At 64.8% G+C, this 15600-nt stretch carries 15 protein-coding genes; 7 read left to right on the top strand and 8 right to left on the bottom strand.

The annotated features are described in order from the left end of the window. Window positions 1–27 precede the first annotated feature (27 nt). From JI743_RS07925 to JI743_RS07910, 4 genes are all read left to right on the top strand, one after another. Entirely contained in the window at window positions 28–1545 is a 1518-nt protein-coding gene (locus JI743_RS07925; protein ID WP_201927702.1) for an acyl-CoA carboxylase subunit beta, read from the top strand. Between the two features lie 127 nt (window positions 1546–1672). Beyond that, window positions 1673–2782 (top strand): acyltransferase family protein, encoded by a 1110-nt coding sequence (locus JI743_RS07920; protein WP_236659829.1) that lies wholly within the window; start codon window positions 1673–1675, stop codon window positions 2780–2782. A 10-nt stretch (window positions 2783–2792) separates the two neighbouring features. After that, window positions 2793–2993, top strand: a complete 201-nt coding sequence (locus JI743_RS07915; protein WP_227340384.1) for a hypothetical protein — start codon at window positions 2793–2795, stop codon at window positions 2991–2993. Window positions 2994–3076: 83 nt separating this feature from the next. After that, window positions 3077–4171 carry a S41 family peptidase gene (locus JI743_RS07910; protein WP_201927700.1) on the top strand — a complete coding sequence of 365 codons (1095 nt, stop codon included), beginning with the start codon at window positions 3077–3079 and terminating at the stop codon, window positions 4169–4171. A gap of 44 nt (window positions 4172–4215) precedes the next feature. Here JI743_RS07910 and JI743_RS07905 read toward each other — a convergent pair whose 3' ends face one another. The 4 genes from JI743_RS07905 to ispG all read right to left on the bottom strand — a co-directional run bounded on the left by JI743_RS07905 (window position 4216) and on the right by ispG (window position 7017). Next, window positions 4216–4683: a hypothetical protein gene (locus tag JI743_RS07905; RefSeq protein WP_201927699.1), complete on the bottom strand. Its 468-nt coding sequence runs from the start codon at window positions 4681–4683 to the stop codon at window positions 4216–4218. Window positions 4684–4838: 155 nt separating this feature from the next. After that, window positions 4839–5324, bottom strand: a complete 486-nt coding sequence (locus JI743_RS07900; protein WP_201927698.1) for a GNAT family N-acetyltransferase — start codon at window positions 5322–5324, stop codon at window positions 4839–4841. Beyond that, on the bottom strand, window positions 5324–5812 hold the full coding sequence (locus JI743_RS07895) for a hypothetical protein (protein WP_201927697.1): 489 nt from the start codon (window positions 5810–5812) through the stop codon (window positions 5324–5326). The genes JI743_RS07900 and JI743_RS07895 overlap by 1 nt, the downstream gene beginning before the upstream one ends. A 53-nt stretch (window positions 5813–5865) precedes the next feature. Further along, window positions 5866–7017, bottom strand: a complete 1152-nt coding sequence (ispG, locus tag JI743_RS07890) for a flavodoxin-dependent (E)-4-hydroxy-3-methylbut-2-enyl-diphosphate synthase (RefSeq protein ID WP_201927696.1) — start codon at window positions 7015–7017, stop codon at window positions 5866–5868. Between the two features lie 254 nt (window positions 7018–7271). Between ispG and JI743_RS07885 the strand changes: the two genes are divergently transcribed. Together JI743_RS07885 and JI743_RS07880 are read left to right on the top strand one after the other, a co-directional pair. After that, the gene (locus JI743_RS07885; RefSeq protein WP_201927694.1) at window positions 7272–8015 is read left to right on the top strand and encodes a TorF family putative porin; all 744 of its coding nucleotides are present in this window, start codon (window positions 7272–7274) and stop codon (window positions 8013–8015) included. Window positions 8016–8295: 280 nt separating this feature from the next. Continuing rightward, window positions 8296–9027 carry a TorF family putative porin gene (locus JI743_RS07880; RefSeq protein ID WP_201927692.1) on the top strand — a complete coding sequence of 244 codons (732 nt, stop codon included), beginning with the start codon at window positions 8296–8298 and terminating at the stop codon, window positions 9025–9027. Window positions 9028–9071: 44 nt separating this feature from the next. On the opposite strand, the gene JI743_RS07875 is transcribed toward JI743_RS07880, so the two are convergent. The 4 genes from JI743_RS07875 to JI743_RS07860 all read right to left on the bottom strand — a co-directional run bounded on the left by JI743_RS07875 (window position 9072) and on the right by JI743_RS07860 (window position 14285). Further along, the gene (locus JI743_RS07875; protein ID WP_201927690.1) at window positions 9072–10220 is read right to left on the bottom strand and encodes an alpha-hydroxy acid oxidase; all 1149 of its coding nucleotides are present in this window, start codon (window positions 10218–10220) and stop codon (window positions 9072–9074) included. Window positions 10221–10340: 120 nt separating this feature from the next. Next, a complete protein-coding gene (locus tag JI743_RS07870) occupies window positions 10341–11609 on the bottom strand; it encodes an FAD-dependent oxidoreductase (protein ID WP_201927688.1) in 1269 nt (422 codons plus the stop codon). Beyond that, on the bottom strand, window positions 11599–13254 hold the full coding sequence (locus JI743_RS07865; RefSeq protein ID WP_201927686.1) for an amidohydrolase: 1656 nt from the start codon (window positions 13252–13254) through the stop codon (window positions 11599–11601). Before JI743_RS07865 ends, JI743_RS07870 begins: the two co-directional genes overlap by 11 nt. Window positions 13255–13406: 152 nt before the next feature. After that, a complete protein-coding gene (locus JI743_RS07860) occupies window positions 13407–14285 on the bottom strand; it encodes an NAD(P)-dependent oxidoreductase (protein WP_201927684.1) in 879 nt (292 codons plus the stop codon). A 58-nt stretch (window positions 14286–14343) separates the two neighbouring features. Between JI743_RS07860 and JI743_RS07855 the strand changes: the two genes are divergently transcribed. Beyond that, on the top strand, window positions 14344–15594 hold the full coding sequence (locus JI743_RS07855; RefSeq protein ID WP_201927682.1) for a threonine ammonia-lyase: 1251 nt from the start codon (window positions 14344–14346) through the stop codon (window positions 15592–15594). The last annotated feature ends 6 nt before the right edge of the window (window positions 15595–15600 follow it).

The following is a 15600-nucleotide window of genomic DNA, read 5'->3' as shown; positions in this document are numbered from 1 at the left end:
CCGTCAACGTCAGTTAGCCTCGCCGCCATGAGCTGGAAAAAGGAAGTCGACGAACTCGCCGCGCGGCGGGCGATGGCCGAGAAGATGGGCGGCGCAGAAAAGGTCGCGCGTCAGCATGGGCGCGGCAAGATGGACGCGCGCGCGCGGCTGGCGGCGCTGGTCGATCCGGGCAGCTTTCGCGAGATCGGCAAGATTGCGGGGCGTGGCAGCTATGGACCCGACGGCGAACTGGAAGATCTGGCGGCGTCGAACTTCATCTTCGGCCGCGCCAATATCGACGGGCGCCCGGTCGTCGCGAGCGCCGACGATTTCACCGTGCGCGGCGGCGCGGCCGATGCGGCGCTGCACCGCAAGTTCGTCCAGTGCGAGGCGATGGCGCATGAATATCGGCTGCCGCTGATCCGGATGATCGACGGCACCGGCGGCGGCGGGTCGGTCAAGACGCTCGAGGATATGGGCTATACCTATATCCCCCATGTTCCGGGCTGGGACCAGATCATTGCGAACCTCGACACGGTGCCGGTGGTCGCGCTTGCGCTCGGGCCGACTGCCGGGCTTGGCGCGGCGCGCGTCGTGGCGAGCCACTACAGCATCATGGTGCGCGGGCTGTCGCAGCTTTTTGCGGCGGGGCCGGCAGTCGCGGCGGCGATCGGCGACACGCTCGACCGCGAGGAGCTGGGCGGCAGCGATGTCCATACGCGCAACGGGGTGGTCGATGACGAGGTCGCGAGCGAGGCCGAAGCCTTTGCGGCGGCGCGGCGCTTCCTCTCTTACCTGCCGTCCTCGATCCACGAACGCGCTGCGCGCACGCCGTGCAGCGATCCGGCGGATCGCCGCGACGAGGCGCTGCTTTCCACCGTCCCGCGCGAGGCGAAGCAAGTCTATTCGATGCGGCGCATCGCCGACGCGGTGTTCGATGCAGGGAGTTTATTCGAGATGGGCGCACGCTGGGGGCGGGCGGTCATTACCGCCTTTGCGCGACTTGACGGCTGGCCGGTCGCGGTGCTCGCGAGCGATCCATCCTACCTCGGCGGATCGTGGGACGCGAAGACGAGCGAAAAGGCCGAGCGCTTCGTGAAGCTCGCCGACCAGTTCCGCTTGCCGATCGTCCACCTCGTCGACAATCCTGGCTTCATGATCGGCGGCGAGGCCGAGCGGACGGGAACCATCCGATATGGCGTGCAGGCGATGAACGCCATTTATCGCGCGAGCGTGCCGCTCGCGTCGGTCGTCGTGCGGCGCGCCTATGGCATCGCCGGCAGCGCGATGTCGAACGCCGAGCGCTTTCAATATCGCTTTGCCTGGCCGTCGGGGGACTGGGGCAGCCTGCCGATCGAGGGCGGTATCGAGGTCGCCTATAAGAGCGAGTTGGAGGCGGCGGAGGACCCGGCGGCGCATCTGGAAGCGATCCGCGAGCGGCTCAACCGCGTGCGCTCGCCCTTCCGCACCGCCGAGAAATTCGGGGTCGAGGACATCATCGACCCGCGCGATACGCGGCCGCTGCTGTGCGAATTCGCCGAGCTGGCCTGGCGGGTGGTGACGTAACGCATCTTTTCGTTATTCCGGACTTGATCGGGGATCCATTCGCGCGATGGTGCCTGGATCCCGGATCAAGTCCGGGATGACAAGGGAGGGGACGAGTTTGCGCATAACCGCCACGCGCCACCTTGGCATGGATTGGCTGCGGATCGGGGCGTTCGGGCTGCTGATCCTCTATCATATCGGGATGTATTTCGTGCCCTGGGGCTGGCATGTGAAAATTGCCGAGCCGATGGATTGGGTCGCGATCCCGATGCGGGCGACGAACAGTTGGCGGCTGCCGCTGCTGTTCCTCGTGTCGGGCTATGCAAGCGCGGCGCTGTTCGCGAAGCTTGGAGGCGGCGGCGCGTTCGTGCGGTCGCGTAGCGCGCGATTGCTGATCCCGCTCGCCTTCGGCATCATCGTCGTCATCCCTCCGCAGCCGTGGATCGAATTGATGGTTCAGCACGGCTATCGCGGCGGTTTCGTGCATTTCTGGACGCAAGATTATTTCCGCTTCGGCGCGCTCGACGGTATTATACTGCCGACGTGGCAGCATCTGTGGTTCGTCGTCTATCTCTGGGTCTATACGCTGCTCGCGGCGGGGGTGATGGCATGGTTCCCCGAAACGCTGCGCGCGCGGCTTGCCGACGGCGCGGCGCGTCTGCTCAAGGGATGGCGCATGTTGATGGTGCCGCTTGCGGGGTGGCTGCTGATCTATGCGCTCTTCCCCGAACATGACGAAACGCACGCGCTGGTCGACGACGGGCCGTCGCATCTTCATTATCTGATACCGTTCGCCATCGGTTGGCTGCTCCGCGTCCGGCCGGAGCAGTTTGCCGCGGTCGCGCGCTGCTGGCGGGCGGGGCTGGCAATCGCGATCGCGGCCTTTGCCTTTGTGAGCTGGGTCGAATGGAACTGGCCCGGCAATATTCCCGCACCCGATTGGGTCGGCATCCCCTTCGATGTCGCGCGGCTGGTGCAGGGCTGGGCAATGATCGTCGCGCTCGTCGGCATCGCCGACCGCTTCTGGAACCGCGAGCATCGCTGGCGCACCACGCTGGCCGAGGCGGTGTTTCCCTTTTACATCGTCCACCAGACGATCATCGTCGTGGCAGGCTGGCTATTGCTGCGGGCGGAGGTGGCGGCGCTGCCCTCCTTCCTGACCCTCGTTACGGTCACCGTTGCGGGATGCTGGCTTTTTTACGCGATCGGGCGCAGCATCGGATGGCTGCGCCCGCTGATCGGGCTGCAACGCAAATAGGGGGAGGGAGATGATGGGCGTGGTCAAAGGGTTGATGGCGGTCGTCGGGATTGCCGCGATCATGATGGGAGCGCTGTGGATATTGCAGGGGCTCGATATCGTGCGCTGGCCGTCGAGCAGCTTCATGCTGGGCGATCTGACATGGACGCGCAACGGAACGGTGCTGGCCCTGATCGGCGTTGCGCTCGTCTGGTTCGCGCGCAAGCGGTGAGCAGTATCGACTACAATCGTAGTTGACGTGTATTGGTGAAATGATACACCTCCTGGCGAACCGGGGTTTGTTTGGAGGATTTCATGATTCGTACCGCGCTTCTCGCGTCCGGCCTTTTCGTCGGTGCCGGACTTGCCACGCTTCCCCTAGTCGCGCCGCCTGCGGCGTTGGCGGCCGAAACCGTTTCCCCGGATCAGATCGCCGAAAATTACGCGAAGCTGCTCGAGGACGATTATGTCTATGCCGATATCGGCAAACGCTATGCCGACGCGTTGCGCGCAGGGATTGCGTCAGGACGTTTTGCGAAGCTGACCGGCGAAGAGCTTGCCCGGGCGCTTGAGACGACGGTGCAGTCGGTTTCGCCCGACGGGCATATCCGCGTGCGCGCGGGGGTCACCGCGCCGCCGCCGGGCGCGGGCAGCGCGCCGCCGATGCCTGCACCGATCGAGCAGGCTGGCTGGATCGCGCCGGGCATCGCCTATATCCGCTTCAATGGCTTCCCTCACGACGACGCGACGACCGCGGCTGCGGCAAAGTTCATGGCCGACCATGCCGATGCGAAGGCGATCATTTACGACATCCGAACCCACAATGGCGGCGGCATGGCGCAGATGGACGCGATGTTTCCGTGGCTGTTCGACAAGCCGACGCGGCTCGTCACGATGGCGGTGCGCGCCTCGGTCGATGCCAAGGGCTTCATGCTCGGCGACGGCCCGACGTTGCGCCGCGTCAAGGGCGATCCGGCGATGGTGACGCGCGAACATTGGGTGATGCCGAATGAAGACAAAAGGCTGCGCGATGCCAAGGTCTATCTGCTCACCTCGGGCGCATCGCGGTCGGCGGCGGAGCATTTCGCCCTGTCGATGAAACATACGGGACGTGCCAAACTGATCGGCGCTGCGACGGGCGGCGCAAACCATTTCGGCGGCGGGCAGGAACTCGGCGGAGATTTCGGCGCCTTCATCCCGGTCGGGCGCACCTATGATCCGGTGACGGGCAAGGATTGGGAAGGCGACGGCGTCCAGCCCGACGTCGACGTCGCGCCCGAACGCGCGCTCGAAGTCGCGCTCACCGACCTCGGCATCGCGGCGGATGAAGCAAAACGCCTGTCCGACACCCATATGCCGACGCGGTCGATGGAGCGACGCAAGCCGAAGGTCGCGACCACAGCCAAATGAAATGACCTCCCCCGGTCCGCGATTGCGGGCCGGGGGTCGCCGTCTCATTTATCCAGAGAGAAGCTCGTCGAGGACAGGAATTTCCAGTTGCTGCCGCTGCGCACCAGCGTTTCGACGATTGCTTCCTTGGACCAGTCGGGCTTTTCGGTGCCGCGCTGCGTCACGATCGTCAGCGCATAGGTGACGACCGCTGTGTTGCCGCTGAGCGAAATCGACTGCGGGCTCAGCTCATATTGCAGCGTCTTGCCCTGGCCGTTCTGGAACTTGGTCCAGCGGATCGCCGAATCCTTGCCGCGCGGCCCGGCATATTCGGACGACCAGACGACCATTTGCGGGTCGGCGTAGTCGGCGGGCCATTTGCCATTCTGTGCGACATCGTCGACCCAGCTTTGTTCGATGACTTTCCATGCTGCGGCCTGTTCGGCCGACCATGTCGGCATCTGGGCGTGTGCGACCTGCGCCGCGCCCATAAGGAAAAGCGCCGCCGAAGCGGTCAAAAACTTGGTCTGCATTATGTGTCCCCGTCAATGCCGGTCCCCGTGTCGGGTGACCGGACCGCTCGCGTTGGGCGAGCATCCATGCGGCCCCGGGCGCATCAGACCATGTTTTCGACGTGGCGGCAAATATCGCGTCTTGGCGATTGGAATGCCGCTATTTTTCCGACAGGTCACCCAGCCGGGACGGCGAACCGCGCCAGCGCGTCGCCATCGACTCGCATTACCGTCCATTCGTCCATCATCCGCGCGCCGAGGCTTTTGTAGAAACCGATCGCCGGTTCGTTCCAGTCGAGCACCGACCATTCGAGCCGCGCGCAGTCGCGTTCGATGCACAATCTTGCCAGATGGGCGAGGAGTGCCTTGCCAAGCCCCGACCCGCGCGCTTCGGGACGGACGAACAGGTCTTCGAGGTAGATGCCGGGACGCCCCTCGAAGGTCGAGAAATTGTGGAAGAAGAGCGCGAAGCCCTGCGGCGACCCGTCGATCTCTCCGATGATCACTTCGGCATAGGGGCGTGGGCCGAAGAGGTTTTCGCCGAGCTTTGCCTCGTCGAAACGGACTTCGTGCGACAGCTTTTCATAATCGGCGAGGTCGCGGATGAACCCAGCGATCAGCGGCAGGTCGGCGGCGGTGGCGAGGCGGATGGTCAGGGTCATCAGTTCGGATCTTGGCGTTCGTGAATTCGAGTAGCGTCAATCATTCGTTCAAGCAGGCCTATCATCACTTCCATAAGCTCATCTTCCGCCTTGAAAGCCTTTTCCTGATGTTCTTGAGCCTTCTTTTCGTTACCTCTCCTGTACAGGTCTTGTGATCGATTCAGATGTACGCGTTGCCGAAACGAGCTTTCCAAGGCAACACCGATCGAATCCGATATTGATTTTGGAAAAATGAGCTGTGCTTGCTGGAAAGTGAGAATAAGTTCCTGCCATTCCTCGTCTTCGATGCGTGCGTCGCGTGACCAAGCGGATGAAACTCTTCTTATTATTGCTATGCATTCAAGGCGACGATCAAGAAGTTCATTTCTGAACGCCTGTTCCCTTAGTCCAAAATCTCGAGATGTTTGGGCCTCGTGGAATCGCTGATTTTGTTCCTGAATCTTTAGCTGTCGATGACCTATGCTCCAAGCAGCGATAACGGCAGCCAAACCAGTCAGGAGGGTGGCAAAAGCCTCCCATGAAAATGCTGACCAGTATATTGTCACGCCGCCTTGCCGTGCGCGACGTCCATGCTCACCGAATGGCCCGCGTCGATCTCGGCCGCCTTGGCCTCGACCAGCTTGACGATATGGCCGATCATGTCGGCGTCGGCGACATGGTGGTCGGTGACGCCCGAGAGATAGACCATATGCTTGCCGTTGCCGCCGCCGGTGATGCCGATGTCGGTTTCGCGCGCTTCGCCGGGGCCGTTGACGACGCAGCCCAATACCGAGAGGCTCATCGGGGTCTTGATGTGACTGAGCGCGTCTTCGAGCGCTTGCACGGTGCGGATGACGTCGAAGCCCTGGCGCGCGCAGCTGGGGCAGGAGACGACGCGGACGCCGCGGGTGCGCAGGCCGAGGCTTTTGAGGATTTCATAGCCGACGCGCACTTCCTCTTCGGGCTCGGCCGACAGGCTGACGCGGATCGTGTCGCCGATGCCGGCCCAGAGGAGGTTGCCGATGCCGAGTGCGCTTTTGACGGTGCCGCCGATCAGGCCGCCCGCTTCGGTAATGCCAAGGTGGAGCGGGCAATCGACCGCGTCGGCGAGCTGCATATAGGCGGCGACCGCGAGGAAGACGTCACTTGCCTTCACCGCGACCTTATAGTCGTGGAAGTCGTGATCCTGGAGCAGCTTGATATGGTCGAGCGCGCTTTCGACGAGCGCCTCGGGGCACGGCTCGCCATATTTTTCGAGCAGATCCTTTTCGAGGCTGCCCGCATTGACGCCGATGCGGATTGCGCAGCCGTTCGCCTTGGCAGCGCGGACGACTTCGCCGACGCGCTCGCTGCTGCCGATATTGCCGGGATTGATGCGCAGGCAGGCGGCGCCGGCATCGGCGGCTTCGAGCGCGCGCTTATAATGGAAATGGATGTCGGCGATGATCGGAATGCGCGCCGCACGCACGATCTGGCCGAGCGCCGCCGTGCTGTCGGTGTCGGGGCAGGAGACGCGGATCAGGTCGGCGCCAGCCTCCTCGCAGCGGCGGATCTGGTCGATCGTCGCCACCGCATCGCTCGTCAGCGTGTTGGTCATCGTCTGCACCGTGATCGGCGCTCCGCCGCCGACAGGGACGTTGCCGACCATGATCTGGCGGCAGTCGCGCCGCGCAATGTCGCGCCAGGGGCGCAGGCCGGGATTGTGATCGCTCATCTGTCTGCTCGCATGGGGGAGGGCGCCCACCCTTTAGCGCTGCGCGCGCGGATTGGCAAAGCATCGCGGCGCTCGCCCTTGTGGCGCGAAAGCCACATCAGCCGCCGTATAACGCCGGCCCGCGCAATTTCCATTTGTGCAGCGCATGATTTTAAGCAATTTTCTGTGCGCCCGGGCCGACACACCCGCTGAAAGAGGTGCAGGCACGGGCCGCAGGGGTTGGACACTGGTTCCACTATCGGGGGGTACACCCAATGAAATTCGTCACCACAGCCTGCTTTGGCACGCTTCTCGCCGCGTCGGCGCTTTCGACTCCGGCCTATGCCCAGGATGAACCGTCGTCGCCATTGACGCTGTCGGGCGGCATCGACCTTGTTTCGGATTATCGCTTCCGCGGCATTTCGCTTTCGAACGAGAAGGTGGCGGTGCAACCGAGCCTCACGCTCGAGCATGAAAGCGGCATCTATGTCGGCGCGTGGGGCTCCACGCTCCCCGACAGCCCGCTGTACGGCAAGTTCGAGCTCGACTTGATCGCAGGCTATTCGACCGAGATAGCGCCCGGCACCTCGTTCGACATCAATGCGACCTATTATGTCTATCCCGACGGCGAGAGTTCGGCCGGTCCCAGCGATTACATCGAGTTCATCGGCACACTGTCGCATGATATCGGACCGGTGTCGGCGTCGGGGACCGTCGCCTATGCGCCCGACCAGTCGTCGCTCGGCGACGATAATATCTACCTGAACCTTGGCCTGTCGACGGGGATTCCCAATACGCCCGTCTCGCTGTCGGCGAACCTCGGCTATACCGACGGCTCGCTGGGTGGCGTGTCGGCCGACGGCAATTATCTCGATTGGTCGCTGGGAGCTTCCTACTCCTACGAGATTTTCACCTTCTCGGTCCAATATGTCGATACCGACGTGAAAAAGACGGGAGTGAAGGCGGTTGACACGCTTTACGACCCCACCGTCGTCTTTACGCTGGGCGTCGCCTTCTGAGGCCGGCATAGCGCGGCGCGGGCCGGCATTCGATCGATGATCGAGCGCCGGTCCGGAGCTCAGCGCACGTAATTTTGTTTCGATTGAAACGAGTTTTGCGCAATCCATTGTTGCGAAAATGTCACAATGCGAACTTTTACCTGCTTGCAGGGCGGTTTTGGGTTGTGCGCTGCAGCATAATTCCCGACACAGGGGGCACGCGAGGTTGACCGGCCCGATAGAGGCTGACTGCTCGCAGCAGGTAGGGACGATCCTTTCGACCTTTTAAGGGGATCAACCCATGAAGACTCTCTCCCGCGCATGCCTCGGCATGCTTCTCGCCGCTTCGGCGCTTCCCGCAACGGCTTATGCCCAAGAGGAACCGAGCGACGGCATTTCCGTTTCGGGCAATGCGACCGTCGTCAGCGATTACCGCTTCCGCGGCTTCAGCCAATCGAACGAAGAGGCTGCCATTCAGGGCGGCTTCGACATCGCGCACGACAGCGGCCTCTATGTCGGTACCTGGGGGTCGAGCATCGGCTTTGCCAACGGCACCGAAATCGACGTCTATGGCGGTTTCGCCACCGAGGTGACACCGGGGCTGACCGCCGATATCGGTGCGACGCTCTATCTCTATCCCGGCGGCGGCGGCGATACGTCGATCATCGAACCTTATTTCTCGCTGTCGGGCGACGTCGGCCCGGCATCGCTCAAGACGGGTATCGCCTGGGCGCCGGGCGGGCAAGATTCGCTCGGCGATTCCAGCGCCGTCTATGTCTATGGCGACGTCGGCGTCGGGATTCCCGACACCCCGTTCACGCTGACGGGCCACCTCGGCTATGCCAAGAGCGACAGCTTCCTCGGCGGCCTCGACGGCGAAGTCGTCGATTATTCGATCGGCATCGAGGCGAGCTGGAAAATCCTGACGCTGGGTGTTGCCTATGTGAACACCGACGAAACCAAGGCCGGTGGCTGGAAGGAAGGCATCGGCGCCGACGGAGCCGTAGTCTTTTCGCTCGGCGCGTCTTTCTGACGCCCGGCGATGGGGCGGCCTCTGGGGGGAGGCCGCCCCTTTCCCTATCGCCAGCGAAGATTGTGGGGGCCGAGATCCGCGAGGGTCTTGGCCCCCATCAATTTCATGCCCCTTTCGATCTCGGCGCGCAGCATCGCCAGCGCCCGCGCGACACCGGCCTCGCCCGCCGCGGCGAGCGCATAGAGGTAGAGGCGCCCGCCCGAACAGGCTTTGGCGCCCACGGACAGCGCTTTCAGCACATGCGTGCCGCGCGTGATGCCGCCGTCGCAGATCACCTCGACCCTGTCGCCGACCGCATCGACGATTTCGGCGAGCGCGTCGAAGGGCGCGATGCTGCCGTCGAGCTGGCGTCCGCCATGGTTCGACACCATGATCGCCGTCGCGCCGATGGCGGCCGCGCGGCGCGCATCTTCGACCGCGACGATGCCCTTCAGGCAAAAGGGGCCGTCCCACGCCTTGCGGATCGCCTCGGCGCGCTTCCAGTCGAGGCTCTGGTCGAGCATCGAGGTGAAATAATCGGCGACCGATTTTGGGACGCTCGATCCTTCGGACACATGGGTGGCGAGGTTCGGTAGGCTGAATTTTTCGCGGAGCAGATAGTTGAGCCCCCATCCGGGCTTGGCGGCATAGCTCAGCATGTTGCGCGGCGTGAAGCGCGGCGGCGAGGTGAAGCCCGAGCGCAGGCAGCGCTCGCGATTGCCGCCGACGATCGTATCGACGGTGAGCGCGACGGCGTCGAACTTCGCGTCGCGTGCTGCCTCCAGCATCGCATGGTTCAGCCCCTCGTCCTTGTGGACATAGAGCTGGAACATCTTCGGCCCGGCGGTGAGCGCACCCGCTTCGGCAAGGCCGACGGTCGCAAGGCTCGATATGCCCGCCACCGTCCCCGCATCGGCAGCGGCGCGCAGCACCGCGCGCTCGCCCTGCCAGTGAAAAAGGCGCTGGAGCGCGGTGGGGGACAGGAACAGCGGCATCGCCATCTCGCGCCCGAACAAGGTCGTGCGCATGTCGACGCTCGCGACCCCCGCGAGCACGCGCGGGACGAGGTCGCAACTGTCAAACGCGTCGCGATTGCGCCGCCGCGTCACCTCGTCGTCGGCGGCGCCGTCGATATAGTCGAACACCGGCCACGGCAGACGCCGCTTCGCGAGCGTGCGGAAATCGTCGATATTGTGGCAGTCTGTGAGTTTCATTCTGGCCCCGCTTTTACTCGTCATTGCGAGCGTAGCGAAGCAATCTCCAGCCCTCAATGTTGAGCGGGGCCGATGGCTGGAGATTGCTTCGTCGCTTCGCTCCTCGCAATGACGCGAGACTCAGAAAACCGTCCGCCCAGCCACCGTGCCCTTGCTCGCAAAGCTGAAGCGCGGCTCGATCGCGAGGTCCTTGTCCAATATATGCGCTGCGACGCGCTTGCCGACCGCGGGGCCGTTCTTGAAGCCGTGCCCCGATCCGCCGCCGACGAGCCACACGCGTTCCTGCCCCGGAAAACGGTCGATCAGATAGTCGCCGTTCGAGCTATTTTCATATTGACAGACGCGCCCGCCGATCAGCGGTGCGTCGGCGAGGCCGGGGAAGCGGCGCGCGACATAGGCGCGCGCTGCCGCGATGCCCGCCGGTGTCAGGCTGCGGTCCATCGTGTCGGGGTCGACGACGGGGCCATGCGTATCGAACGCGATCTTGAAGCCGGCGCCTTCGATATCGGGGATGCCGTACACGATGCGGCCGTTGTTGAAATCGGCCCAGACGGGGAGCTCGGGCGGCGCGAAGCGCGTGTCGCCCTGCGGCGCGCCGAAATGGTAGATCTCCTGCCGCGTCGCAACGATCCGTCCCATCAATTGCTGCGGGAAAAGTTCGGCGATCCAGGGGCCGCAGGCATAGACGAGATGGTCGGCGGTGCCGCCGTCGGGAAGCGTGTGGCGCTTGATGCGTTTCGAAAAGAGCGGAGCGGGCATCACCACACGCTCGACCTCGATCCGCGCATCGGCGATCACCTCCTGCACGCCGCGCCCGGCGATCAGCGCGCCGCTCTCGGTTTCGAGCAGCCCGGTTTCGCCCTGATAAAATTGGATCTGGCGGTATTTTTCCTGGAGCCAGCGAACGTCGCCGACCTGATGCGGAACATCGTTCGCGTGAAGCCATGCGCGCGATTGCGCGGTATAGCGGTCGCCTTCGGGCGCGAACCACAGCACGCCGGTCTTGTGAAAGATCGGGGCGCTCGCGCTGTCGGAGAGGTCTTTCCAATATTCGAGCGAGTCGCGCGCCATCTGTGAATAGATGGCGTCGGCGCCATAGCCCATGCGGATGACGCGGCTCTCGCCCCCCGACGAGGCGCGCCAGTGGCCTGCGCCATAGGCGTCGAACAGCCGCACCGACTTGCCCGCGCGGACAAGGTGCCATGCCGTCCAAGCGCCGAACACTCCCGCGCCGATGACCGCAACATCGACATGCTGCACCTTCGGCCGCGCGGGCTTGCGCCTCTTTGAGCGGCGCTCGCTGCGCTCGGCCGCCGCAGCACTCGCCGCCACCGGCAGCGCGGCGAGGCCGGTCAAAAGCGCGCGGCGCGTAGGGACGTTATCGGCCACCAGTCCCCGCTTCGTTCTTCTTGTAATAGCGATAACCCCCGATCCAGGTTTCGAGTGGCGCCATGCGACGGATTTCGTCGGGACTCGCGAGCATCGGGTCGCTGTCGAGGATCAGGAAATCGGCGCGCATCCCCGGCATCAACGTGCCGATGCGATCCTCCGCATAGGCGGCGAAGGCAGCGGTGCGCGTGAAGCCGTCGAGCGCGGTCTCGCGGCCCACTGCCTCTTCGGGGCGCCAGCCGCCGAAGGGCTGGCCTGCCGCGTCGGTGCGCGAAATGGCGACGGCAAGCCCCGCAAAGGGGTTGGCGCTTTCGACCGGCACGTCGGACCCGAAGGCGAGCCGTGCGCCCGCTTTCTCGAGGCTGCGCCACGCGTAGGCGCCGGTCAGGCGACCGGGGCCGAGCCGCGCTTCGGCCATCGTCCGGTCGCTCGTCTGGTGGACCGGCTGCATCGAGGCGACGACCTTGAGGCTTGCGAAGCGCGCGATGTCGGCGGGGTCGATCACCTGCGCATGTTCGATCCGCCAGCGGCGCTCGCCGGGGAGGTCGGTCGTGAGATCGGCGATCGCGTCGAGCGCCTCGGCATTGGCGGCGTCGCCGATGGCATGGATCGCGACCTGGAACTTGTCCATCGACGCGCGCACCATCTTGTTGCGCAGCTGCGCGGGGGTGAGGAGCGGCAGGCCTTTCTGCCCCGGCGCATCGGCATAGGGCGCCTTCAACCACGCGCCGCGCGAACCGAGCGCACCGTCGAGATAGAGCTTCACCCCGACCATGCGGAGCCGGTCGTCATAGAGCCACGGCGTCGGTTCGGGACCGGCGATCATCGCCATGTTGTCGATGTCGCCGCCATAGGAGAGGATGCGAACCGCAAGCTGCTTCTTGTCGCCCGCACGGCGATAGGCCTGCCAATCCTCGATCGTCGTCCCCATGTCGGCAATCGCGGTGACGCCCTGTTCGATGAGCTTCGCCTGCGCGAGGAGCAGCGCGCGGTCGAGATCGCGCGCGAGCGGTTTGGGCTTGGCACCGTCGATCAGGCTCATCGCCGCGTCGACGAAGACGCCGCTCGGCTTGCCGCCCTCCATCTCGATGCGCCCGCCCTCGGGCGACTTGCTTGCGGTGCTGATCTTTGCTGCCGCCATCGCGGCGCTGTTCGCCCAGCCGGCGTGGCCGTCGATCCGTTCGAGCCAGACGGGGCGGTTCGGCACTGCGGCGTCGAGGTCGGCGGCGGTCGGGAAGCGGCCGAGCCCCCATTTCTCCTGGTTCCAGCCCCGCCCGATGATCCACGGCATTTCAGGATTTTCGGCGGCATATTGGCGGATCGCCGCCTGCGCCTCGGCAAGGCTGCGCGTCTCCGAAAGGTCGAGCAGCATGAGCTGGAACCCCAGCCCCATGACATGACCGTGCGCATCGATCAGTCCGGGGATGAGCGTGCGGCCCTTGCCATCCTCCTTGAAGTCGGGGCGTTCGGGGCGCTTGTCCTTGCGGTCGAGCAGTTCCTTGACCTTGCCGTCCTTGTCGATGACGAGGCCGGTGAAACGCACGAGCTCGCCATTCTGGTCGAGCGTGATGCCGTTGACATTGTCGACGAGCGTGTCGGCCTGCGCGGGGGCGGTGAGGGCGAAGGCGAGCGCGGCGATAGCCATGACCCCCGCCTTCCCCTTCAGGGGAGGGCAGCGAGACTTGCGAACTTGTTCGCTAGTCGCAGCGGGTGGGGGGCATCGATCTTGCGCAAGGCCGATGGACCCCACCCCAACCCCTCCCCTGAAGGGGAGGGGCTTTAGGTTCTTCAACCCCCTCACTTCGGCAACCGCGTCACGAGCGAGCTCGTGTCCTTGCGGCCGCCGCCCGCCTTTTGCACATCGGCGTAGAATTGATCGACGAGCGCCGCGACGGGGATCGTCGCGCCGTTCGAGCGTGCCTCTTCGAGCGCGAGACCCAGATCCTTGCGCATCCAGTCGACCGCAAAGCCGAAGTCGAACTCGTCCTTCGCCATCGTCCCCCAGCGGTTGAGCATCTGCCAGCTCGCCGCGGCGCCGCCGGAGACGGCCTCGAACACCTTGTCGGTATCGAGCTTTGACGCCTGCGCGAAACGCAGTGCTTCGGACAGGCCCTGGATGACGCCGGCAATCGCGATCTGGTTGACCATCTTTGTCGTCTGCCCTGCGCCGGGGCCGCCGATATGGACGATGCGCCCCGCATAGGCGCGCATCACCGGCTCGGCCGCCGCGAAAGCGGCTTCGGTGCCGCCGCACATGATCGACAGCGTGCCCGCCTGCGCGCCCGATTCGCCGCCCGAGACGGGGGCGTCGACGCAGAGAATGCCGTGGCTCTGCCCTTCGACCGACAGCTGGCGCGCGAGACGCGCCGATACCGTCGTATGGTCGACGAACAGCGCGCCCTTGGCCATCGCGGCAAAGGCGCCGTCGCGGCCGAGCGTCACCTGCGCGAGATCGTCGTCGTTGCCGACGCAGCTTAGCACCACATCGGCGCCCTGCGCGGCCTCGGCGGGTGTGGCAACCGCGGTTCCGCCGTGGCGTTCGGCCCAGGCGTCGGCCTTGGCGCGGGTGCGATTGTAGACGGTGACGGTATGGCCCGCCTTGACGAGATGGCCCGCCATCGGTCCGCCCATGACGCCGGTGCCGATGAAGCCTATGCGCAATTTTCGTTCGCTCATGGGGTGGTCCATAGCATTGTTTGCTTCGTGCGCCAGATGGGCTAGGGCCAGCCGCGCTATGACCGATCAGCTCGCCCCGACCGCCGCCGCCGATTTTCCGGCGATCGCCCTCGACGATGTGCGCGCGGCGGCGGCGCGAATTAATGGCGCGGTCGTGCGCACCCCGACGCTGAAGTCGCAGACGCTGTCCGAACTTGTCGGTGCCGAAGTCTGGCTGAAGTTCGAGAATCTGCAGTTCACGGCGGCGTATAAGGAGCGCGGTGCGCTGAACGCGCTGCTGCTGCTCGACGACGAAGCAAGGGCGCGCGGCGCAATCGCGGCATCGGCGGGCAATCATGCGCAGGGCCTTGCCTATCACGGTAAAAGGCTCGGCGTCCCGGTGACGATCGTGATGCCAAAGACGACGCCGCAGGTGAAGGTGTCGCAGACCGCGAGCCATGGCGCGACGATCGTGCTTCACGGCGAGACTTTCGACGATGCCTATGCCCATGCGCGCCAGCTTGAGGTCGAGCGCGGGCTGACCTTCGTTCACCCCTTTGACCATCCGCACGTCGCGGCGGGGCAGGGGACGGTCGCGCTCGAAATGCTCGAGGATGTGCCCGAACTCGATACGCTGATCGTGCCGATCGGCGGCGGCGGGCTGCTCGCGGGCATGGGCACCGCGGCGCGCGGGATCAAGAACGACATGCGGCTGGTGGGCGTGCAGGCCGAGCTGTATCCGTCGATGTATGCCGAATTGAACGGCGTCGACATGGCGTGCGAGGGCGATACGCTGGCCGAAGGTATCGCGGTGAAGGAGCCGGGGGGCTATACGCGCAAGCTGGTTGCCGAACTTAACGACGACATCGTGCTCGTCGCCGAACGCCATCTGGAACGCGCGGTCAGCCTGCTGCTCCAGATCGAAAAGACGGTGGTCGAGGGCGCAGGCGCAGCGGGCCTCGCCGCGATGCTGGCGCACCCGGAAGAATTTGCGGGGCGCAAGGTCGGGCTTGTGCTGACCGGCGGCAATATCGACACGCGATTGCTGGCGAACGTGCTGCTGCGCGACCTTGCGCGCTCGGGCCGCATCGCGCGGCTGCGCATCCGGTTGCAGGATCGGCCCGGCGCGCTGTTCAAGGTGATGAAGCTGTTCGACGAAAAGCAGGTCAATATCATCGAAATCTATCACCAGCGCATCTTCACGACGCTCCCCGCCAAGGGGCTGATCACCGACATCGAATGCGAAGCGCGCGACCGCGAGCATCTCGACAGCCTGGTCGAGGCGCTGCGCGCTGCGGGCTATATGGTAACGACGGTCGAGTTGGCTTAGCCCGCT

It is taken from the genome of Sphingopyxis jiangsuensis, assembly GCF_016734905.1.
In the GTDB taxonomy this organism is placed as follows: Bacteria; Pseudomonadota; Alphaproteobacteria; order Sphingomonadales; family Sphingomonadaceae; genus Sphingopyxis; species Sphingopyxis jiangsuensis.
Note: the sequence above shows the minus strand (reverse complement) of the source record. Positions and strands in the feature narration are given on the sequence as shown.

Bases quoted from the DNA above. Each gene is read 5' to 3' on its own strand.
- JI743_RS07900 (WP_201927698.1), bottom strand. From the start codon at position 5,324: ATGACCCTGACCATCCGCCTCGCCACCGCCGCCGACCTGCCGCTGATC.
- JI743_RS07855 (WP_201927682.1), top strand. From the start codon at position 14,344: ATGACCGATCAGCTCGCCCCGACCGCCGCCGCCGATTTTCCGGCGATC.
- JI743_RS07915 (WP_227340384.1), top strand. From the start codon at position 2,793: ATGATGGGCGTGGTCAAAGGGTTGATGGCGGTCGTCGGGATTGCCGCG.
- JI743_RS07925 (WP_201927702.1), top strand. From the start codon at position 28: ATGAGCTGGAAAAAGGAAGTCGACGAACTCGCCGCGCGGCGGGCGATG.
- JI743_RS07865 (WP_201927686.1), bottom strand. From the start codon at position 13,254: ATGGCTATCGCCGCGCTCGCCTTCGCCCTCACCGCCCCCGCGCAGGCC.
- JI743_RS07880 (WP_201927692.1), top strand. From the start codon at position 8,296: ATGAAGACTCTCTCCCGCGCATGCCTCGGCATGCTTCTCGCCGCTTCG.
- JI743_RS07885 (WP_201927694.1), top strand. From the start codon at position 7,272: ATGAAATTCGTCACCACAGCCTGCTTTGGCACGCTTCTCGCCGCGTCG.
- JI743_RS07910 (WP_201927700.1), top strand. From the start codon at position 3,077: ATGATTCGTACCGCGCTTCTCGCGTCCGGCCTTTTCGTCGGTGCCGGA.
- JI743_RS07905 (WP_201927699.1), bottom strand. From the start codon at position 4,683: ATGCAGACCAAGTTTTTGACCGCTTCGGCGGCGCTTTTCCTTATGGGC.
- JI743_RS07860 (WP_201927684.1), bottom strand. From the start codon at position 14,285: ATGAGCGAACGAAAATTGCGCATAGGCTTCATCGGCACCGGCGTCATG.
- JI743_RS07920 (WP_236659829.1), top strand. From the start codon at position 1,673: ATGGATTGGCTGCGGATCGGGGCGTTCGGGCTGCTGATCCTCTATCAT.
- JI743_RS07875 (WP_201927690.1), bottom strand. From the start codon at position 10,220: ATGAAACTCACAGACTGCCACAATATCGACGATTTCCGCACGCTCGCG.
- ispG (WP_201927696.1), bottom strand. From the start codon at position 7,017: ATGAGCGATCACAATCCCGGCCTGCGCCCCTGGCGCGACATTGCGCGG.